The following is a 19,423-nucleotide window of genomic DNA, read 5'->3' as shown; positions in this document are numbered from 1 at the left end:
TCTAAACGGGCCTTTTTGCTCGCATGGTCAAATGGGTTAAAGGGACAGCCGCGGGCACGGAGGGCAGCACCGCCGGGGCCGGGGGGTCGCCGTGCACCTCCGCCACGGCCGCTCCGGGCGGCGCCGAGCGCCGGTTGCCGTACCGCCGGTGGACGGCCTGCTTGGTGACGCCCAGCGCGGAGCCGACGGCGTCCCAGCTGAAGCCCAGGGAGCGGTCGAACTCGACGGCCGCGGTCACCAGGGTCTCGACGCTGTCCCGCAGCTCCTGGGCTAGCCGGACGGTGGGAGCGGGGGCGCGGCCGTAGACCACGAATCCCGCGGACGGCCCGCCCCGGCGGGGACGGTAGACGTTGCCCAGCTGGGTGGTGAGGGTGCGCAGCGCGTCGACCTGTCGGCGGACCCGCTCGATGTCCCGCACCAGCAGGTGAAGGCTCGCCCTGGCCTGGGCGTCATGAGTTGCGTGTTCGGGCATCAACTGGCCTCTCGAACCGGCTCTTGTGGGTCAAACTCCATTGACCAACGCGCCAGACTCCCGTGGAGTCACGCATCAGGGGCGCATCGCACCCTTCGGGGGGCGTGCGCAGGGGTGCGCGCCCCCACCCCACCGGCCCATAGACTGGGGCGGTTGCCCTGTCCCCGTCCGACCACGGAGCCACCGCGTGTCCATCCAGCCGATCCGCCTCTTCGGCGACCCCGTGCTGCGCATGACGGCGCAGCCCGTGACCGTCTTCGACAAAGAGCTGCGCACCCTCGTCAAGGACCTCGAGGAGACCATGAAGGACGCCCCCGGCGCAGGCCTGGCGGCTCCTCAGATCGGCGTCTCGCTGCGGGTGTTCACCTACCACGTCGACGGCGAGCTGGGCCATCTGGTCAACCCGGACCTCAGTCTGAGCGAGGAGGAGCAGGACGGCCCCGAGGGCTGCCTGTCCCTGCCCGGGCTGCGCTTCGACACCAAGCGGGCCCACGGCGTCGTCGCCCGGGGCTTCAACATGCACGGCGACCCGGTGACCATCGAGGGCACCCAGCTGCTCGCCCGCTGCATCCAGCACGAGACCGACCACCTCGACGGCATCATCTTCATCGACCGCCTCGACCGCGAGCAGCGCAAGGCCGCGATGAAGGCGATACGCGAGGCCGAGTGGGCCGGTCGGCCCGCGCCCCAGGTCCGCGTCTCCCCGCACAGCACCTTCGGCCGCGCACTGTAGGGCCGCGCACTGCAGAAAGGCACCCCGCACGCATGAGGCTCGTCTTCGCCGGCACCCCCGAGGTCGCCGTTCCCGCCCTCGACGCCCTGATCGCATCCGGCCGGCACGAGGTCGTCGCCGTCGTCACCCGGCCGGACGCCACGGCGGGGCGCGGCCGCAAGCTCGTCGCCAGCCCGGTGGCCCAGCGCGCGCAGGAGGCCGGCATCGAGGTCCTCAAGCCCGCCAGGCCCCGCGACGAGGACTTCCTCGCCCGGCTCCGGGAGATCGCCCCGGACTGCTGCCCGGTCGTGGCCTACGGCGCGCTGCTGCCCCGCGTCGCCCTCGACGTGCCCGCCCACGGCTGGGTCAACCTGCACTTCTCCCTGCTCCCCGCCTGGCGCGGCGCCGCCCCGGTGCAGCACGCCGTCATGGCGGGCGACGAGGTCACCGGGGCCGCGACCTTCCTCATCGAGGAGGGCCTGGACTCCGGGCCGGTGTACGGCGTCGTCACCGAGGACGTCCGGCCCCGCGACACCAGCGGCGACCTGCTCACCCGGCTCTCGCACAGCGGTGCGAAACTGCTCTCCGCCACCATGGACGGCATCGAGGACGGCGCGCTGGTCGCCCGGCCGCAGCCCGCCGAGGGCGTCAGCCTGGCGCCCAAGATCACCGTCGAGGACGCCCAGGTCGACTGGAACGCCCCGGCGCTGCGGGTGGACCGGCTGGTCCGGGGCTGCACGCCGGCGCCCGGTGCCTGGACCCTGTTCGGTGGCGAGCGCCTCAAGATCGGCCCCGTCACCCTGCTGCCCGAGCGCACCGACCTGGCGCCCGGCGAGCTGGAGGTCACCAAGCGCGCCGTGTACGTGGGCACCGGCCGCCACGCCGTGGAGCTCGGCGAGGTGCGTCCGCAGGGCAAGAAGCCGATGCCCGCCGCCGACTGGGCGCGCGGCGTCCGCGTCCCCTCCGGCGACCGGCTCGGCGCCTGACCGCGTCTGCCACGTACGCTCGAAGCGGGGCGCACCGCGTCCCGCCGTACCACCGACACTTCCGGAGCACCTTCCACGTGAGCGAACCGTCACGCCGCCGACCGCAGCCCGCCGCCCGTCAGGGCCGCACCCAGGGCAGGCCCCCGCAAGGCGGCCGGCCCTACCGCAAGCCCCAGCGCGACCCCGTGCGCATCCTGGCGTTCGAGGCGCTGAGGGCGGTCGACGAGCGCGACGCCTACGCCAACCTCGTCCTGCCCTCGCTGCTGCGCGAGGCCGAGGCCGAGGCGGCACGCAAGGGCCGGGAGTTCGACCGGCGCGACGCGGCCCTCGCCACCGAGCTGGTCTACGGCACCCTGCGCCGTCGGGGCACGTACGACGCCGTGATCGCGGCCTGCGTCGACCGGCCGCTGCGCGAGGTCGACCCGCCCGTGCTGGACGTGCTGTCGCTCGGCGCCCACCAGCTCCTGGGCACCCGCATCCCCAGCCACGCCGCCGTCTCCGCCACCGTCGAGCTGGCCCGCGTGGTCCTCGGCGACGGGCGCGCGAAGTTCGTCAACGCGGTGCTGCGCCGGATCGCCGCACAGGAGCTCGACGCCTGGCTGGACGAGGTGGCGCCGCCCTACGACGAGGACCCCGAGGACCACCTCGCCGTCGTCCACTCGCACCCGCGCTGGATCGTCTCGGCCCTGTGGGACGCCCTCGGTGGCGGCCGCGCGGGCATGGAGGAGCTGCTCGCGGCCGACAACGAGCGCCCCGAGGTCACCCTCGTCGCGCGCCCCGGCCGCGCCACCCCGCAGGAGCTCGCCGACGCGCTTCCCGAGGACGCCACCCTCCCCGGCCGCTGGTCCCCGTGGGCGGTCCGGCTCGCCGAGGGCGGCGACCCCGCGACCATCGAGGCGGTGCGCGAGGGCCGCGCCGGCGTCCAGGACGAGGGCAGCCAGCTCGTCGCCGCCGCCCTGGCCGCGGCCCCGCTCGGCGAGGGCCCCGACCGGCTCTGGCTGGACGGCTGCGCCGGCCCCGGCGGCAAGGCGGCCCTGCTCGGCGCGCTCGCCGCGGAGCGTGGGGCGGCCCTGGTCGCCTCCGAGAAGCAGCTGCACCGGGCCCGGCTGGTGGCCCGCGCCCTGGCCGGCAACCCCGGGCCGTTCGAGGTGATCGTCGCCGACGGCACCCGGCCCGCCTGGCGCCCGGGCGCCTTCGACCGTGTCCTGGTCGACGTGCCCTGCACCGGCCTCGGCGCCCTGCGCCGCCGCCCCGAGGCGCGCTGGCGCCGGCGCGCCGAGGACGTCCCGGGGTTCGCGCCCCTGCAGCGCGGCCTGCTGGAGTCCGCCCTGCGCGCGGTGCGCGTTGGCGGGGTCGTCGGTTACGCGACCTGCTCCCCGCATCCGGCCGAGACCCGTGCCGTCGTGGAGGACGTCCTGGGCCAGCCGGGGGCCGTCCCCGCCGAATTCGTCGACGCCCGCCCCCTCATGCCCGGGGTCCCCGACCTCGGCGAGGGCCCCGACGTCCAGCTCTGGCCCCACCTGCACGGCACCGACGCGATGTACCTCGCCCTGCTGCGCCGCACCGGGGAATGACCGCACGCGGGTGCGGCCCGGACGTCCGGGCCGCACCCGCGCGGCGGAGGCTCAGCAATAGAGGTTGGCACCCTGGCCGACGCCCAGGATCGCCGTGAACTGCTGGTACTTGCTCACCCGGCTCTGCACCTGGGCCGGGTTGCGGCCGTCGCATTCCAGGGACCCGTTGATGGAGCGGATCGTCTGGCCGAAGCCCGCCTGGTTCACCATGGCGTTGTGCGGGGTCATGGTGCCGGGGCCGCTCTGGGTGTTCCAGTACCAAAGGCCCGTGCGCCAGGCCACGGCCGCGTCCTGCTCCACGCGCCAGGGGTTGCCCAGCAGGTCGATGCCGAGGGCGTCGCCGGCCGCCTTGTAGTTGAAGTTCCAGCTGAGCTGGATCGGTCCGCGGCCGTAGTACGCGGCCTGGCCGGCCGGGCAGCCGTAGGGCTGGCCCCAGTCGCAGTAGTGCGGGTAGTTGGCCGTGTTCTGCTCGACCACGTAGACCAGCCCGCCCGTCTCGTGGCTGACGTTGGCGAGGAAGGCGGCGGCCTCCTGCTTCTTCACGGTGTCGCTGCCGGAGTTGGCGAAGCCCGGGTAGGAGCTCAGGGCCGCGACCAGGCCGCTGTAGGTGTAGAAGCCGTTGCGGCCCGGGAACATCTGGTTGAACTGGGCCTCGCTGACGACGAATCCGGACGGGTTCGTGCCGCCACCGCCGCTCGCGGGGGCGTTCCACTTCTGGTTCGCCCCGCCGGTGCAGGTCCAGATCTGCAGCCGGGTGGCGTTGGCGGAGTTGTTGTCCCGGACGTCCAGGCACTTGTTGGCGGCGGGGTTGACGATGTCGCGCGCAGCGGTGACGACCCACTGCTGGTTGGCACTGCCCGCGCAGTCCCACAACTGGACCGCGGCCCCGTCGGCGGTGCCGCGGTCGACGACGTCGAGGCACTTGCCGAGCGCGCGCAGCGTGCCGTCGCCGGGGTTGGACCAGCGCTGGGCGTTGGTCCCGTTGCAGTCGTAGAGCTGTACGGCGGTGCCGTTGGCGCTGTTGGCCGCGGCGACGTCGACGCACTTGCCCGCCAGGCCGCTGATCTGGCCGTCCGCCGCGCGGGCGGTCGGCGTCGCGACGAACAAGGTGGCCAGGAGCGCCGCGAGGACGGCGAACACCGCGGACGGACCCAGGACGGTACGCCCTGCGGGGAGCCGTCCGGCGAGGGACGTGGACATGGGGGAGTCGCTCCTTACCCGGCCGGAGGCCGCGGTCGTGGGGGAGGGAGCTTGGCGGGGGGTGCTCCGCACGGCGGGCACGGGTCTTTCCGAGGAGGTCACGCACGGGCGCGGCGCGGCGTACGTCGTGTCCGGGGCGGCGTGGACTTCCCTGCTGCGCCGTCCCGTTGAGCCCAGCTAGGTCTAGACCATGCCAGGATGACGGGGTCACGTCAAGACTTGAAGGAACGGGCGGGCCCGGCCCCCGCGGCGCCACGACACACCCCTGTCCTGCGCCCCCGGCCCCAGCGGCGAGAATCATCCTGGAACGGCAGGCCCCGAACCACTGATCCGGCAGGCCGCGCGCCGCGCGGCCGCCGGCAGCCGGGCCGTACAGGAAGGAACGACCGCAATGCCCGCGGAGAGCAACTGGGGCGGCAACGTCGCCTTCACCGCACGAAGCCTCCACCACCCCGAGTCCGTCACCGAACTGCAGGAGATCGTGGCCCGGTCCCCACGGGTGCGCGCCCTCGGGACCCGGCACTCCTTCAGCACCGTCGCCGACACCGACGGCGAGCACGTCTCGACCTCGCGGCTGCCCGCCGTGATCGACGTCGACCGCACCGCCCGTACCGCGACGGTCGCCTCGGGGCTGCGCTTCGGCGAGATCGTCCGCACGATCGACGAGGCGGGTCTGGCGCTGCACAACCTCGGCTCCCTGCCGCACATCTCCGTCGCCGGTGCGTGCGCCACCGGCACGCACGGTTCCGGCACCGGCCGGCGCTGCCTGGCCGGCGCGGTCAGCGCGCTGACCATGGTCACCGCCGACGGCGGGCTCGCCGAGATCCGTCGCGGCGAGCCCGACTTCGACGGCTCCGTCGTCGCCCTGGGCGCACTGGGCGTCGTGACCCGGCTGACCCTCGACCTCGTCCCGTCCTTCGCCGTGCGCCAGACCGTCTACGAGGACATGCCGAAGGAGGAGTTCCTCGGGAACTTCGACACGGTGATGTCGGCGGGGTACAGCGTGTCGGTCTTCACCCGCTGGCGGGACCGCGCCGTCGACCAGGTGTGGCTCAAGGAGCGGGTCGACGCCGACGGGGCCGAGCCCGTACCGCAGACGTGGTTGGGGGCCACCGCGGCCGACGGGCCACGGCACCCGATCCCGGGGATGCCCGGCACGCACTGCACCCCGCAGCAGGGCCTGGCCGGCCCCTGGTACGAGCGGTTGCCCCACTTCCGCCTGGAGTTCACCCCGAGCAGCGGCGAGGAGATCCAGTCGGAGTTCTTCGTCGACCGGCGCGACGCGGTGGCGGCGTTCGACGCCCTGTGGCGGGTGCGGGAGCGGTTCTCGTCCGAAGTGTTGATCGGCGAGATCCGCACCGTGGCGGCCGACTCCCTCTGGCTCAGCCCCGCCCACGGACGTGACAGCGTCGCCTTCCACTTCACCTGGACCCCGGACGTCGCGGCGGTGACGCGGGCGGTCCAGGTCGTCGAGGAAGCCCTGCGCCCCTTCTCCGCCCGTCCGCACTGGGGCAAGTTCTTCACCCCGTCGCCCGCCGCACTGCGCGAGCTCTACCCGCGCTACGACGACTTCCGGCAGCTCGTCGCCCGGTTCGACCCCTCAGGGGTCTTCCGCAACGCCTTCATGCGCGAGCACTTCCCGGACTGACCGGGCCTTCGCGCGCGGAGCGTCGCTGACGTGCCGCACGCCGGGGGCGGTCATAGACTGACCGCGGTCGAAATGTCCTGTACGAGAGGGTTGGGCATCATGTCCAAGCGAGGCAACAAGCGGCGCGCCCGGAAGAAGAAGGGCGCCAACCACGGCAAGCGTCCCAACGCGTGACACCTGCCGTGCCGCACGTGACCGCCCGCGCCCGGCGCGGGCGGTCACTGCTGTCCGGCGGACGTCACGGACCGGCGTGCGGGGCGGCGGGCGCGGCCGGTTCCCCGGCCGGTTCCCCGGCCGGTTCCCCGGCCGGTTCCCCGGCCGGTTCCCCGGCCGGTTCCCCGGCCGGTTCCCCGGCCGGTGCCCCAGTGCGGGGGCGGTCCAGGCGGCTCGGCCACCACACGCGGTGCCGCAGGTCGAGGGTGAGCGCGGTCACCAGCACCGACCGCACGACCAAGGTGTCCAGCAGGACGCCGAAGGCCACCGCGAAGCCGATCTCCGCGAAGCCCACGACGGGCAGTGTCGCCAGGGCCGCGAACGTGCCGGCGAGCACCAGGCCCGCGGAGGTGATGACACCGCCGGTCGCCGCGAGGCCGGTGAGGGTCCCCTCGCGGGTCCCGGACAGCGCGCTCTCCTCGCGGATCCGCGTCATCAGGAAGATGTTGTAGTCGATGCCCAGCGCCACCAGGAACACGAAGACGAACAGCGGGAAGGCCGTGTCCTCGCCCTGGAAGCCGAAGACGTGGCGGAAGGCGAGCACGCTGACGCCGAGCGCGGCGGCGAAGGAGAGCACCACGGTCGCGATGAGCACCAGCGGGGCGGTGAGGGCCCGCAGCAGGATGCTCAGGATCACCAGCACGACGACGAGGATCATGGGGATGAGCAGCTCGTTGTCGTGCGCCGCGGCGCGGCCCGCGTCGAGCAGTGCCGCCGTACCGCCGCCGACCTTGGCGTCGGCACCCGGTACGGCGTGCAGGGTCCCGCGAGCGCGGTCCACGGTGTCCTCGGCGGCCTGGCTGTCGGCCGGGTCGGTGAGCGTGGCCTCCAGGTAGACCCGGCCGTCCTTCTGCGCGGGTGCGCCCTTCGGTACGACAGCGGAGCCCGGTGCGACGCCCTCGATGCCGTCGAGCGCGGCCTTGACCTGCTCCGCCGCACCCGCGTCGGCGATCACCACCAGCGGCTGTCCCGAGCCGGCGGGGAAGTAGCGGGACTCGACCTGCTGGCCGGTGACGGAGTCGGGGGTCCCGGTGAAGCTCTGGGCGTTGCTCAGGCCCGCCGCCTCCAGACCGATCACGCCCAGCGAGAGCGCGGCCAGTACGGCGGCGGTGCCCACCCACACCGTGCGCGGCCGGCGGTCGATGCGGCGGCCCACCCCTGACCACACCCCGTTCCGGGTGGGCTCGGCGGAACCGGCGTGCGGGACGGCGGGCCAGAACACCCAGCGGCCCACGACGACGAGCAGGGCGGGGAAGAGCGTCAGCATGGCGGCCAGGCCGATGACGGCGGCGACAGGCCCGAGCCCGGAGGTCGAGTTCATCTCGGCGGCCAGCAGGCACAGCATGCTCACCGCGACCGTGGCGGCACTGGCGACGATCGCCGGCCCCGCCCGGTGCAGGGCCAGCGCCATGGCGTCGTGGCGGTCCTCGTGGCGGCGCAGTTCCTCGCGGTAGCGGGCGACCAGCAGCAGCGCGTAGTCCGTGCCGGCGCCGAACACCAGGACGGTGAGGATGCCCGCGCTCTGCGCGTTGACGACGAGGTCGGCGTGCTCGGCCAGCAGGTAGACCGCCGCCTGCGCCGTGAACAGCGCCCCGACGACCGAGACGACCGGCAGCAGGATGAGGGTGACGCTGCGGTAGGTCAACAGCAGGATGACGACGACCACGGCGAGCGCGCTGTACAGCAGGGTGCCGTCGATGCCCTCGAAGGCCTCGGCGGAGTCGGCCGCGAAGCCACCCGGTCCGGTGATGTGCACCTCGAGGCCGCTGGTGCCGTCGCCGGTGACGGCGCGGATGTCGGCGACCGCGTCCGCGATGCCCGTCCAGCCGCCCTCGTCCACACCGATGGGGACGATGAGCTGCGCGGCGCGCGGGCCGGCGGCGCGTTCCTCGTACACCGGGCCGACGGTGCGGCCGCCGAAGACGCCGTGCCCGGTCATCCGCCGTATCTGCGCGGCGTCCTGACCGACCGTCGCACGGTCGCCGTCGGTCAGTCCGCCGGGGCGCGCGTAGACCACGACGGCGGGGGCGGTGTCGGGCAGGAACCGCTTCTGCAGTTCCAGGACCTGGGTGGACTCCGCGTTGCCCGGCAGCCAGGAGGAGGAGTCGTTCTGCTGCGCGTCCGTGAGCTTCTGGGCCAGCGGCGCCACCGCCACCAGCAGGACCAGCCAGAGCGCGAGCACGACCCATTTGCCGCGCCGGCCGCAGACCAGGACCGCCCAGCCGTGTGGAGCCTTCACACCCGCCACCTCCGCCTCGCCAAGGCGTCCCCCGAGGAGTGCTCCCGATCCGCACGGCATCCCACGCCCGGACGGGGCGTGCGGGGAGGTTTTCCACAGCCGTCCGCCCGGTGCGCGGGGAAGCGCCCGGCACCGCCATACTGGGACCATGGCCGTGCAGATCAACCCCAGTATTCTCTCCGCCGACTTCGCGCGCCTCGCCGACGAGGCGCGGGCCGTCGAAGGCGCGGACTGGCTCCACGTCGACGTGATGGACAATCACTTCGTCCCCAACCTGACGCTCGGCGTGCCGGTCGTGGAGTCCCTCCACAAGGCGACGAAGACCCCGCTCGACTGCCATCTGATGATCGCCGATCCGGACCGCTGGGCCCCGGCCTACGTCGAGGCGGGCGCGGGTTCCGTCACCTTCCACGTCGAGGCGGCCGCCGCGCCGGTGCGCCTGGCCCGGGAGATCCGCGCCAAGGGCGCGCGGGCCTCGATGGCGCTCAGGCCGGCGACGCCGGTCGAGCCGTACGAGGACCTGCTGCCTGAGCTCGACATGCTGCTGATCATGACCGTGGAGCCGGGCTTCGGCGGTCAGGCCTTCCTCGACATCATGCTGCCCAAGATCCGGCGTGCCCGGAAGCTGATCGACAAGCACGGGCTGGACCTGTGGCTGCAGGTCGACGGCGGCGTCTCGGCCGCCACCATCGAGCGCTGCGCCGAGGCCGGAGCGGACGTCTTCGTGGCCGGTTCGGCCGTCTACGGAGCCGAGGACCCGGCCGAGGCGGTACGGGGGCTGCGCAAGCAGGCGGCGGCCGCCTGCGCGCACTGACCACTGAGTGGGCAGCGTGCTCCGGTACTCCGGAGTACGTGCGAGGATGAGCGCGGAGCCGATCAGATGGGCAACTGGGGAGAGAACGTGACCACAGGCCGCACAGGGGTGCGCATGGGCCCCGGCGAGATGGTCCAGGCGGCGGCGATGGCCCGCCGCTTCTACCTGGAGGGAAAATCCAAGATCCAGATCGCCGAGGAGTTCGGCGTGAGCCGCTTCAAGGTGGCGCGGGTCCTGGAGACGGCCCTCGAACGTGACCTCGTGCGCATCGAGATCAGGGTCCCCGCCGAGCTCGACGCCGAACGCTCCGACGCCCTGCGCGCCCGCTACGGGCTGCGGCACGCCGTCGTCGTCGAGTCGCCCGCCGACGAGACCGACGGCCCCGACCCGGAGAACCTGGGCGCGGTCGCCGCGCAGCTGCTCGGCGAGCTGGTCAGCGAGGGCGACGTGCTCGGCCTCGCCTGGGGGCGCTCCATCATCACCATGGCCAACGCCCTCGACCGCCTGCCGCCGTGCACGGTCGTCCAGCTCACCGGCGTGTACGACGCCGGCACCGCCGACCGAGGCTCGGTCGAGGCGGTCCGCACCGCCGCGGCCGTCTCCGGCGGCGAGACCCACCCCATGTACGCCCCCATGGTGCTGCCCGACCCGGCGACGGCGGCGGCGCTGCGCGCCCAGAGCGGCATCGCGGCCGCCATGAGCTACTTCGACAAGGTCACCGTGGCCGTGGTGTCGATCGGCTCCTGGGCGGCCGGCATCTCCACCGTCCACGACGCCCTGACCGACGCCGAGCGGGAGCACTACGCCTCCCTCGGCGTCGCCGCGGAGATGTCCTCGCACCTCTTCGACGCCGAGGGCCTGCTGGTCGGCCGTGACCTGGGCGAGCGCTGCATCACGATCGAGGCGGACCGGCTGCGCCGCATCCCCGAGGTGCTCGCCATCGCCGGCGGGCTGCGCAAGGCCGCCGCGGTCGACGCCGTGCTCCGGTCCGGCCTGGTCACCAGCATCGTGACGGACACCGCCGCCGCCGACTACCTGCTGGACTCCACCGCGCCCATGCCGCGGCCCGCCCTCGACCGCGCGGACCCCGAGGCGCTCCGCGAGTTCTAGTCCACCGCCGACCGCCGACCGTCCGCTCGCGCGCCGTGCGCGGCGGGCGTCGTGGGCTGTGGCAGCATCGCGGCATGCCGACCGGCCCCGTCCGCCGTGCCTCCGTGATCGCCCTCGCCCTGCTGGGCTGCCTCGCGCTGCTGCTCACCGGCTGCTCCCCGCCCGCCACCGAACCCGTGGGGGCGCTGCCCACGGTGGCCGTCACGAGCCTGCCGCCCGAGGCCCGCGAGACGCTCCGGCTGATCGACGCGGGCGGCCCCTTCCCGTACGCGAAGGACGGCACCGTCTTCGGGAACATCGAGGGCCTGCTGCCCGCGCACCCGCGCGGCTACTACCACGAGTACACCGTCCCGACCCCGGGGACGAGCGACCGTGGCGCCCGGCGCTTCGTCACCGGCTCCGGCGGGGAGGTCTACTACACCGACGACCACTACCAGAGCTTCAGGACGGTCCGCAGATGACGGCAACGACGGTGCTGGACCTGCACGGGGTCACCACCAAGAGCGCGTTCATGGACCGCTGCGCCGAGCAGTTGCGGCTGCCCGGCTGGTTCGGCCGCAACTGGGACGCCCTGTACGACTGCCTCACCGACCTGCCCGACCCCGCGCGGGGCGGGCTCCGCCTGGTCGTCCGCGGCTGGCCCGACTTCGCGGCGGCCGAACCGGAGCAGTGGCGGACCGCGCGCAAGGTCCTCGCGGACGCCGCCGCCTTCCACGACCCGGCCCTGCTCCCCTTCGAGGTCGTCCTGGAGGAACCTACGAGCGACCCTTCGTGAGCGCCGGAGTTTCCTCCGTGTTCGTTCCGGCCCGGTCCGTGCAAAAATGAAGTACGTGCGTTTCCTCAATGATGCAAAGCCTCCGTACGACCTGACGTACGACGACGTGTTCATGGTCCCCAGCCGCTCGGCGGTGGGTTCCCGCCAGGCGGTCGACCTCTCGGCCCCGGACGGCACCGGTACCACCATCCCGCTCGTGGTCGCCAACATGACCGCCATCGCCGGTCGCCGCATGGCCGAGACCGTCGCCCGGCGCGGAGGTCTGGTGGTCATCCCCCAGGACATCCCGATCGAGGTGATCGCCGAGGTGATCAGCTGGGTGAAGCAGCGGCACCTCGTGCTCGACACCCCGATCGTGCTCGGCCCCCACGCCACCGTCGCCGACGCCCTGGCGCTACTGCCCAAGCGGGCCCACGGCGCCGCGGTCGTCGTCGAGGACGGCCGTCCGGTCGGCATCGTCACCGAGCACGACCTCACCGGCGTGGACCGCTTCACCCAGGTCTCCGTGGTGATGTCCAAGGACCTCCTGCTGCTGCCCGCGGACATCGACCCCCGCGAGGCCTTCAACCGCCTGGAGGAGGCCAACCGCAAGCTCGCCCCCGCGGTGGACGCCGACGGCAGGCTGGCCGGCATCCTGACCCGCAAGGCAGCGCTGCGCGCCACCCTGTACACCCCCGCCACCGACGCCGGCGGGCGGCTGCGCATCGCCGCCGCCGTCGGCATCAACGGCGACGTGGCGGGCAAGGCCAAGCAGTTGCTCGACGCGGGAGTGGACACGCTCGTCGTCGACACCGCCCACGGGCACCAGGAGAGCATGATCCAGGCCGTGAAGGCCGTCCGCGCCCTGGACCCGCAGGTGCCGGTCGTGGCCGGCAACGTCGTCTCCGCCGAGGGCGTGCGCGACCTGATCGAGGCCGGTGCCGACATCGTCAAGGTCGGCGTGGGCCCGGGCGCCATGTGCACCACCCGCATGATGACCGGCGTGGGCCGGCCCCAGTTCTCCGCCGTCATGGAGTGCGCCGCCGAGGCCGCCCGGCACGGCAAGCACGTCTGGGCCGACGGCGGCGTCCGGCACCCGCGCGACGTCGCGATGGCGCTCGCCGCCGGCGCGTCCAACGTCATGATCGGCTCCTGGTTCGCGGGCACCTACGAGTCGCCCGGCGACCTGCAGCAGACCGCCGACGGCCGGCCGTACAAGGAGAGCTTCGGCATGGCCTCCGCCCGCGCCGTGGCCAACCGCACGAGCGAGGAGTCCGCGTACGACCGCGCCCGCAAGGGGCTGTTCGAGGAGGGCATCTCCACCTCGCGGATGTTCCTCGACCCGGGCCGCCCGGGCGTCGAGGACCTCATCGACTCGATCATCGCGGGCGTCCGCAGCTCCTGCACCTACGCCGGGGCCGCCAACCTCGCCGAGTTCGCCGAGAAGGCCGTCGTCGGCATCCAGAGCGCCGCCGGCTACGCCGAGGGCAAGCCGCTGCACGCCAGCTGGCAGTAGTCGGCACCGCTGCTCGGGTGCCCCCGTCCGCTTCCGCGGACGGGGGCACCCGCGTCCCTGCCTCGGGCGCGATCACCCGGGAGTGCTCCGCCGGGTGGACGGCGGCGGCCTCGTAGTCTGGTGTGCGTACGGCACGCGCCGTTCCCAGCTCGCTCGCGAAGAGAAGTGACCCACCCCCAGTGCGACTGAACGAACTCGACGAACGCATCGTCCACGCCCTCGCCGAGGACGCCCGCCGCTCCTTCGCCGACATCGGCTCGCTCGTCGGGCTCTCCGCCCCCGCCGTCAAGCGCCGGGTCGACCGGCTGCTGGCGGAGGGCGCCATCACGGGTTTCACCGTCCGTGTCGAGCCCTCCGCGCTGGGCTGGGAGACCGAGGCGTTCGTCGAGCTCTACTGCCGCCACAACACCTCGCCCGACGACATCCGGCGCGGCCTGTCGCGCTACCCGGAGGTGGCGTCCGCCTCGACCGTCACCGGCGAGGCGGACGCCGTCGTCCAGATCTACGCCGCCGACGTGCGCCACTTCGAGCGCGTCCTGGAGCGGATCGCCGGCGAGCCCTTCGTGGAGCGCACCAAGTCCGTCCTGGTGCTGTCGCCGCTGCTGCGCCGCTACACGGGAGTGCCGGACCAGCCGGAGCCGTGACCGCGCGCGGGCCCGGCCGGGGAGCCGGGTCCGGCCGCACCCGCGCAACGAATCGCCGCCGCCGGGCCCCGGCGCGCAACGAATCGGCGGTCGGTGCGCAACGGACGCGTCTTGTCGCCACGAGGCCCGGAATCGTACCGTCGAGGCAGACCCGGAACACGCTCCCCACCAGGCGAAAGAGGCTCCATGGCGCCGCTGCGCACCGCGCTGTACCAAGGCCCGAGCGGCGTCCCCTCCTCCGTGGACGACAGCCTGGCCGCGCTCGACGCCGCCGCGCGCCGGGCCTCCGCCGCGGGAGCCCGCCTGCTCGTCACGCCCGAGATGTACCTGACCGGCTACGCCCTCGGCGACGCGGTCCCGGGCCTCGCCGAGGCGGCCGACGGGCCCGCCGCCGCCCGGGTCGGCCGGATCGCCGCCGAGCACGGCCTGGGCATCGTCTACGGCTACCCCGAGCGCGACGGCTGCGGCGTCTTCAACTCCGCCCAGCTGATCGGGCCGGACGGCGGACGCCTCGCCAACTACCGCAAGACCCACCTCTTCGGCGACTTCGAGCGCACCTGGTTCACCCCCGGCGACGACGCCGTCGTCCAGGCCGAGCTCGACGGCGTCCGGATCGGCCTCCTCATCTGCTACGACGTCGAGTTCCCGGAGACCGTGCGGGCCCACGCCCTCGCCGGCACCCAACTGCTCGCCGTGCCCACCGCGCTGATGCGGCCCTACGAGTTCGTCCCGCAGACCCTGGTGCCGGCCCGCGCGTACGAGAGCCAGCTGCACGTCGCCTACGCCAACCGCTGTGGCCCCGAGGGCGACTTCGACTTCGCGGGGCAGAGCTGCCTCGCCGGACCCGACGGCGCCGTGCGCGCCCGGGCCGGAGCCACCGAGGAGCTGGTCGTCGCCGACGCCGACCCGGACCTCCTGCGCGCGGTCCGCGAGGAGACGCCCTACCTCCAGGACCGCCGCCCCGAGCTGTACCGCTCGCTGGGCTGATCGCGCCCCCCTTCCCCCGCCACCGCCCCGCCTGACCGCTTCACAGCCAGGAGAACCACGCCATGACGTCCACGGTGCCCACCGCGGTCCACGACGAGCAGCACCCCGAGGTGCGGTCGGCCCCGCCGATCACCATGTTCGGCCCGGACTTCCCGTTCGCCTACGACGACTTCCTGGCGAGCGCCGCGGGCCTCGGCTCCATACCGGCGACCGAACACGGCGCGGAGGTCGCGGTCATCGGTGGCGGCCTGTCCGGCATCGTCGCCGCGTACGAGCTGATGAAGATGGGCCTGAGGCCCGTCGTCTACGAGGCCGACCGGATCGGCGGCCGGCTGCGCACCGTCGGCTTCGAGGGCTGCGACGGGAACCTGACCGCGGAGATGGGCGCGATGCGCTTCCCGCCGTCCTCCACCGCCCTGCAGCACTACATCGACCTGGTGGGGCTGGAGACCACGCCCTTCCCCAACCCGCTCGCCCCCGAGACCCCGTCGACCGTCGTCGACCTCAAGGGCGAGTCCCACTACGCGCAGACCATCGACGACCTGCCGCAGGTCTACCGCGACGTCGCGCACGCCTGGAACGCCTGCCTGGAGGAGGGCGCGGACTTCTCCGACATGAACCGCGCCATGCGTGAGCGCGACGTCCCGCGCATCCGCGAGATCTGGGCGAAGCTGGTCGAGAAGCTCGACAACCAGACCTTCTACGGCTTCCTCTGCGACTCCGAGGCGTTCAAGTCCTTCCGCCACCGGGAGATCTTCGGCCAGGTCGGCTTCGGCACCGGCGGCTGGGACACCGACTTCCCCAACTCCATCCTGGAGATCCTGCGCGTCGTCTACACCGAGGCCGACGACCACCACCGCGGCATCGTCGGCGGCAGCCAGCAGCTGCCGCTGCGGCTGTGGGAACGCGAGCCGCAGAAGATCGTCCACTGGCCGCTCGGCACCTCGCTGAAGTCCCTGCACGGCGGCGACCCCCGCCCGGCCGTGACCCGCCTGCACCGCACCGCCGGCAACCGGATCACCGTCACCGACGCCGACGGCGACATCCGCACCTACCGCGCCGCGATCTTCACCGCGCAGAGCTGGATGCTGCTCAGCAAGATCGACTGCGACGACTCGCTCTTCCCGATCGACCACTGGACGGCGATCGAGCGCACCCACTACATGGAGTCCAGCAAGCTCTTCGTCCCGGTCGACCGGCCGTTCTGGCTGGACAAGGACGAGCAGACGGGCCGCGACGTGATGAGCATGACGCTCACCGACCGCATGACCCGCGGCACCTACCTGCTGGACAACGGCCCGGACGAGCCGGCCGTGATCTGCCTGTCGTACACGTGGGGCGACGACAGCCTCAAGTGGCTGCCGCTGAGCGCGTCCGAGCGCATGGAGGTCATGCTCAAGTCGCTCGGCGAGATCTACCCGAAGGTCGACATCCGCGGGCACATCATCGGCAACCCGGTGACCGTCTCGTGGGAGAACGAGCCCTACTTCATGGGCGCGTTCAAGGCGAACCTGCCCGGTCACTACCGCTACCAGCGGCGCCTGTTCACCCACTTCATGCAGGACACCCTCCCCGAGGACAAGCGCGGCATCTACCTCGCGGGCGACGACATCTCCTGGACCGCGGGCTGGGCCGAGGGCGCCGTGCAGACCGCGCTCAACGCCGTGTGGGGCGTGATGCACCAGTTCGGCGGCACCACGGACCCGACCAACCCGGGCCCGGGCGACCTCTACGACGAGATCGCGCCGGTCATGCTCGACGAGGACTGACGCACCACCCCTCAGCGGCCCAGCGGGGTCAGCAGGAAGCGCCCCACCAGCCCGACCCCGGAGTCGAGCTTCTCGGCGAACTCCCCGTACACCTCGGGCAGTCCGCGCAGCGACCACAGCACGCGGGACGCGGCCCATGCCGCGTCCCGCGCGCGTTCCAGGCTCCAGGAACCGGCGAGATGGGTCAGCGGGTCGGCGAGGTCCAGCAGATCGGGGCCGGGCATCAGCTCCTCCCTGACGCGTTCCTCCACGGACGTCAGCAGATCGCCCACGCGGTCGAAGTCCCGTTCCAGGGAAGGCGGCTCGCACCCCAGCGCGGAGCAGGTGTCCACCACCGCGAGCGCCAGGTCGTGACCCACGTGCGCGTTGATCCCGGCCAGCGCGAACTGCAGCGGGCGGACGCCGCGGTGCCCGCGCAACTGCAGCAGCGGCCGCCAGCAGGCAGGGACGGCACGGCGGTCGGTCGCGCCGTCGACCGCCCGCAGGTAACGGGCGGCGAAGCGGGCGGCCAGCACGGCGGCGGCGACGGGATCGCCGAAGCCGCCCGCCGCCAGCCGGCCGTCCATCTCCTCCGTGACCGACAGGTAGACACGGTTGAACACCGCCACCCCGTCCCCCGGCGGGAGCGCCGTGCCGAGCGCGCGCATGCGCGCCACCACCTGGCCCACCCCCACCGGGGCCGGCCGCCGTGCCGTCGTCATGGGCACAGCGTCCCAGCAGGCCGGGCGGCGTGTGCGGCACGGCGGCCGTGGCGTCCCCGGATCGGGTGAGTCAGAGCGCGCCCGCGTCGCGGGCCGTCCACACCGACGGATACTGCGGGCGGAAGCCCAGCTCCTCCCTGATGCGCAGGTTCGACACCACGCCGTCCCACGGATCGCCCGCCGCCCGCCCCGCCATGCCGCCCGGGACCTCGGCGCCGTTCACCCAGTGCAGTTCCACCGCCGACACCGGCGCGTCGTCGGCGATGTTGTACGCCCGGCCTCCGATGCCGGGGGCCCGCAGCAGCCGCAGCAGGCCCTGGGCCACGTCCGCGTGGTGCACCATGTGCAGCCGCTGGTGCGCCGCCCAGCCGCCCGCCCAGCGCAGGGACTGCGCCAGGTGCGGATCGCCGTCGCCGTACACGAAGGCCAGCCGGCCGATGCGGACGTCCAGGCCCAGCTCGCGGTGGAGCTCCAGCAGCCCCCGCTCGGCCTCCGCCTTCGACGCGGGGTACGCGCCCCACATCGGGCCGCCCGGCACGCTCGCGTCGTCCTCCACAAGGGGGCGGCCCCGGCCCTCGCCGTACACCAGGTTCGTGCTCGCCTGCACGAAACGCCTCGCCCCGGCCTCGGCGGCCGCCCGCGCCAGGGCCAGCGTGGCATCGCGGTTCACTGCCCAGGTGCCCTCCTGCGAGCCGTCCCGGAACACCGCCGCCAGGTGCACGACCGCATCCACGCCCGCCAGGGCCTTGCGCAGGTCCTCCGGGTCCCGCAGGTCCCCGGCCGCGATCCGCGCCCCCAGCCGGGCGAGCCCCTCGCCCCGCTCCGCGTCCCGCACGAGCAGCCGCACCTCCTCGCCCGGGCGGCACCACTGGAGCAGCCTCGGCACGAAGCGGCTGCCGACCCGACCGGTCGCCCCCGTCACCAGCGTCAGCATCCTCGGTCCCCTCTCGTCGCCGTCACGCGACCAGGCTGCGGCGGCCCGCGGCGCCGCGGGAGAGACCTCCGCATCCGGGGACCGACACTCCCTGGATAAGGTCCCGGCCCGGCGGGATGCTTGAAACGTGGACATCGACCGCGCGCAGCTCGCCGACTTCCTGCGCCGCAGCCGCGCCCGCCTCGCCCCCTCCGACGTGGGCCTGTCGGTCGGCGTCCGGCGGCGCACCCCCGGGCTGCGCCGCGAGGAGGTCGCCCAGCTCGCCGGGATGTCCGCGGACTACTACACCCGGCTCGAACAGTCACGGGGCCCCCGGCCGTCCCGGCAGATCCTGGGCGCGCTCGCCCGTGCGCTGCGCCTGTCCGAGGACGAACGGGACCACCTCTTCCACCTGGCCGGCGAGGAACCGCCCCGCGACACCCGTGGCGCCGGCGACGCCGGCGCCACGGGGCACGTACGGCCCGGACTGCTGCTGGTGCTGGACCGGCTCGACGACACCCCGGCGCAGGTCGTCAGCGACGCGGGGGACGTCCTCGCCCAGAACGCGATGGCCGCGGCGCTCGTCGGCGACGCGGCCTCCCGGCCACCGGGGGAGCGCAACATCGTCCGCCGCTTCTTCCTCGACCCGGCGGCGCGCGAGCTCTTCCCTCCGGGGGACCGGGAGGAGCACGCCCGGCGTCACGTCGCCCACCTGCGTGCGGTCCTGGCCGCCCGGCCCGACGACGCGCGCGCGGGCGCGCTGGTCGCGGAACTGCGGGGGCGCAGCGCGGAGTTCTCGAGGCTGTGGGACGAGCACGTGGTCGCCGTGCGGCGCGCGGATGTGAAGCGGTTCCAGCATCCGGTGGTGGGGCTGATGGAGCTGGAGTGCGAGGTGCTGCTCAGTGCGGAGCATGATCAGCGGTTGATCGTGTACACGGCGCGGCCGGGGAGCGAGTCCTACGAGCGGTTGCGGTTGCTTCGCGTTGTGGGGCTGCAGGACCTTGCGGTGCGGTGAGTTGGTGTGTGCGGGTGCGTTGTGGTTGCTGTTGGGGGTTTCCCCGCCGCCCTCCCGATTGCCCGGCGCGGTCAGTGCGGGTCTCGCATCGTGTGCCTGGGTCGGGGCCGCGCCGGTGCCCTCCCCCAGCCTTCGGCCGGGGGGACCCCCATGGGC

At 73.6% G+C, this 19,423-nt stretch carries 19 protein-coding genes; 14 read left to right on the top strand and 5 right to left on the bottom strand.

Translation table 11 applies throughout. The annotated features are described in order from the left end of the window. Position 1 precedes the first annotated feature (1 nt). Positions 2 to 472 carry a hypothetical protein gene (locus tag PV350_RS32595; RefSeq protein ID WP_500337312.1) on the bottom strand — a complete coding sequence of 157 codons (471 nt, stop codon included), beginning with the start codon at positions 470 to 472 and terminating at the stop codon, positions 2 to 4. Positions 473 to 659: 187 nt separating this feature from the next. Between PV350_RS32595 and def the strand changes: the two genes are divergently transcribed. The 3 genes from def to PV350_RS32580 all read left to right on the top strand — a co-directional run bounded on the left by def (position 660) and on the right by PV350_RS32580 (position 3,744). After that, on the top strand, positions 660 to 1,205 hold the full coding sequence (gene def, locus PV350_RS32590) for a peptide deformylase (RefSeq protein ID WP_500337311.1): 546 nt from the start codon (positions 660 to 662) through the stop codon (positions 1,203 to 1,205). Between the two features lie 32 nt (positions 1,206 to 1,237). Next, positions 1,238 to 2,170: a methionyl-tRNA formyltransferase gene (fmt, locus tag PV350_RS32585; protein ID WP_500337310.1), complete on the top strand. Its 933-nt coding sequence runs from the start codon at positions 1,238 to 1,240 to the stop codon at positions 2,168 to 2,170. A 77-nt stretch (positions 2,171 to 2,247) separates the two neighbouring features. Further along, entirely contained in the window at positions 2,248 to 3,744 is a 1,497-nt protein-coding gene (locus PV350_RS32580; RefSeq protein ID WP_500337309.1) for an RsmB/NOP family class I SAM-dependent RNA methyltransferase, read from the top strand. A gap of 51 nt (positions 3,745 to 3,795) precedes the next feature. On the opposite strand, the gene PV350_RS32575 is transcribed toward PV350_RS32580, so the two are convergent. After that, positions 3,796 to 4,944 (bottom strand): glycoside hydrolase family 19 protein, encoded by a 1,149-nt coding sequence (locus PV350_RS32575; RefSeq protein ID WP_500337308.1) that lies wholly within the window; start codon positions 4,942 to 4,944, stop codon positions 3,796 to 3,798. Positions 4,945 to 5,335: 391 nt separating this feature from the next. On the opposite strand from PV350_RS32575, the gene PV350_RS32570 reads away from it, so the two are divergent. Continuing rightward, entirely contained in the window at positions 5,336 to 6,592 is a 1,257-nt protein-coding gene (locus tag PV350_RS32570) for a D-arabinono-1,4-lactone oxidase (protein ID WP_500337307.1), read from the top strand. A 99-nt stretch (positions 6,593 to 6,691) separates the two neighbouring features. Beyond that, complete coding sequence (locus tag PV350_RS32565; RefSeq protein WP_373297613.1) at positions 6,692 to 6,766, top strand: 50S ribosomal protein bL37; 75 nt, start codon at positions 6,692 to 6,694, stop codon at positions 6,764 to 6,766. Positions 6,767 to 6,830: 64 nt separating this feature from the next. Here PV350_RS32565 and PV350_RS32560 read toward each other — a convergent pair whose 3' ends face one another. Continuing rightward, positions 6,831 to 9,044: an MMPL family transporter gene (locus PV350_RS32560; RefSeq protein WP_500337306.1), complete on the bottom strand. Its 2,214-nt coding sequence runs from the start codon at positions 9,042 to 9,044 to the stop codon at positions 6,831 to 6,833. 148 nt (positions 9,045 to 9,192) lie between these two features. Between PV350_RS32560 and rpe the strand changes: the two genes are divergently transcribed. The 8 genes from rpe to PV350_RS32520 all read left to right on the top strand — a co-directional run bounded on the left by rpe (position 9,193) and on the right by PV350_RS32520 (position 16,638). Continuing rightward, on the top strand, positions 9,193 to 9,858 hold the full coding sequence (gene rpe / locus PV350_RS32555; RefSeq protein ID WP_499510752.1) for a ribulose-phosphate 3-epimerase: 666 nt from the start codon (positions 9,193 to 9,195) through the stop codon (positions 9,856 to 9,858). 66 nt (positions 9,859 to 9,924) lie between these two features. Beyond that, positions 9,925 to 10,968 (top strand): sugar-binding transcriptional regulator, encoded by a 1,044-nt coding sequence (locus tag PV350_RS32550; RefSeq protein WP_500337305.1) that lies wholly within the window; start codon positions 9,925 to 9,927, stop codon positions 10,966 to 10,968. A 74-nt stretch (positions 10,969 to 11,042) separates the two neighbouring features. Then, positions 11,043 to 11,429 (top strand): guanyl-specific ribonuclease, encoded by a 387-nt coding sequence (locus tag PV350_RS32545; RefSeq protein WP_500337304.1) that lies wholly within the window; start codon positions 11,043 to 11,045, stop codon positions 11,427 to 11,429. Continuing rightward, positions 11,426 to 11,743 (top strand): barstar family protein, encoded by a 318-nt coding sequence (locus tag PV350_RS32540; RefSeq protein WP_499510749.1) that lies wholly within the window; start codon positions 11,426 to 11,428, stop codon positions 11,741 to 11,743. The genes PV350_RS32545 and PV350_RS32540 overlap by 4 nt, the downstream gene beginning before the upstream one ends. Positions 11,744 to 11,789: 46 nt before the next feature. Continuing rightward, positions 11,790 to 13,238: a GuaB1 family IMP dehydrogenase-related protein gene (locus tag PV350_RS32535; RefSeq protein ID WP_499510748.1), complete on the top strand. Its 1,449-nt coding sequence runs from the start codon at positions 11,790 to 11,792 to the stop codon at positions 13,236 to 13,238. 179 nt (positions 13,239 to 13,417) lie between these two features. Next, a complete protein-coding gene (locus tag PV350_RS32530; RefSeq protein ID WP_499510747.1) occupies positions 13,418 to 13,882 on the top strand; it encodes an Lrp/AsnC family transcriptional regulator in 465 nt (154 codons plus the stop codon). Between the two features lie 186 nt (positions 13,883 to 14,068). Further along, positions 14,069 to 14,869 (top strand): carbon-nitrogen hydrolase family protein, encoded by an 801-nt coding sequence (locus tag PV350_RS32525; RefSeq protein WP_500337303.1) that lies wholly within the window; start codon positions 14,069 to 14,071, stop codon positions 14,867 to 14,869. A 62-nt stretch (positions 14,870 to 14,931) separates the two neighbouring features. Then, positions 14,932 to 16,638 carry a flavin monoamine oxidase family protein gene (locus PV350_RS32520; protein WP_500337302.1) on the top strand — a complete coding sequence of 569 codons (1,707 nt, stop codon included), beginning with the start codon at positions 14,932 to 14,934 and terminating at the stop codon, positions 16,636 to 16,638. A gap of 11 nt (positions 16,639 to 16,649) precedes the next feature. On the opposite strand, the gene PV350_RS32515 is transcribed toward PV350_RS32520, so the two are convergent. Beyond that, positions 16,650 to 17,339, bottom strand: a complete 690-nt coding sequence (locus tag PV350_RS32515; RefSeq protein ID WP_499510744.1) for a DUF5995 family protein — start codon at positions 17,337 to 17,339, stop codon at positions 16,650 to 16,652. 70 nt (positions 17,340 to 17,409) lie between these two features. After that, entirely contained in the window at positions 17,410 to 18,273 is an 864-nt protein-coding gene (locus tag PV350_RS32510; protein ID WP_500337301.1) for an NAD-dependent epimerase/dehydratase family protein, read from the bottom strand. Positions 18,274 to 18,406: 133 nt separating this feature from the next. Here PV350_RS32510 and PV350_RS32505 point away from each other — a divergent pair, with 133 nt between their 5' ends. Further along, positions 18,407 to 19,267 (top strand): helix-turn-helix transcriptional regulator, encoded by an 861-nt coding sequence (locus PV350_RS32505; RefSeq protein WP_499516768.1) that lies wholly within the window; start codon positions 18,407 to 18,409, stop codon positions 19,265 to 19,267. The last annotated feature ends 156 nt before the right edge of the window (positions 19,268 to 19,423 follow it).

The sequence above is a fragment of the Streptomyces sp. PA03-6a genome, from assembly GCF_033792765.1.
Lineage (GTDB): Bacteria > Actinomycetota > Actinomycetes > Streptomycetales > Streptomycetaceae > Actinacidiphila.
The sequence above is the reverse complement of the archived record's forward strand: the minus strand, read 5'-3'. Positions and strand labels throughout refer to the sequence as shown.

What these genes read in the sequence shown, in the direction of transcription:
- PV350_RS32595 (WP_500337312.1), bottom strand. Translation starts at nt 472, where the DNA reads ATGCCCGAACACGCAACTCATGACGCCCAGGCCAGGGCGAGCCTTCAC.
- fmt (WP_500337310.1), top strand. Translation starts at nt 1,238, where the DNA reads ATGAGGCTCGTCTTCGCCGGCACCCCCGAGGTCGCCGTTCCCGCCCTC.
- PV350_RS32575 (WP_500337308.1), bottom strand. Translation starts at nt 4,944, where the DNA reads ATGTCCACGTCCCTCGCCGGACGGCTCCCCGCAGGGCGTACCGTCCTG.
- PV350_RS32570 (WP_500337307.1), top strand. Translation starts at nt 5,336, where the DNA reads ATGCCCGCGGAGAGCAACTGGGGCGGCAACGTCGCCTTCACCGCACGA.
- rpe (WP_499510752.1), top strand. Translation starts at nt 9,193, where the DNA reads ATGGCCGTGCAGATCAACCCCAGTATTCTCTCCGCCGACTTCGCGCGC.
- PV350_RS32550 (WP_500337305.1), top strand. Translation starts at nt 9,925, where the DNA reads ATGGGCAACTGGGGAGAGAACGTGACCACAGGCCGCACAGGGGTGCGC.
- PV350_RS32545 (WP_500337304.1), top strand. Translation starts at nt 11,043, where the DNA reads ATGCCGACCGGCCCCGTCCGCCGTGCCTCCGTGATCGCCCTCGCCCTG.
- PV350_RS32540 (WP_499510749.1), top strand. Translation starts at nt 11,426, where the DNA reads ATGACGGCAACGACGGTGCTGGACCTGCACGGGGTCACCACCAAGAGC.
- PV350_RS32535 (WP_499510748.1), top strand. Translation starts at nt 11,790, where the DNA reads ATGAAGTACGTGCGTTTCCTCAATGATGCAAAGCCTCCGTACGACCTG.
- PV350_RS32525 (WP_500337303.1), top strand. Translation starts at nt 14,069, where the DNA reads ATGGCGCCGCTGCGCACCGCGCTGTACCAAGGCCCGAGCGGCGTCCCC.
- PV350_RS32520 (WP_500337302.1), top strand. Translation starts at nt 14,932, where the DNA reads ATGACGTCCACGGTGCCCACCGCGGTCCACGACGAGCAGCACCCCGAG.
- PV350_RS32515 (WP_499510744.1), bottom strand. Translation starts at nt 17,339, where the DNA reads ATGACGACGGCACGGCGGCCGGCCCCGGTGGGGGTGGGCCAGGTGGTG.
- PV350_RS32510 (WP_500337301.1), bottom strand. Translation starts at nt 18,273, where the DNA reads ATGCTGACGCTGGTGACGGGGGCGACCGGTCGGGTCGGCAGCCGCTTC.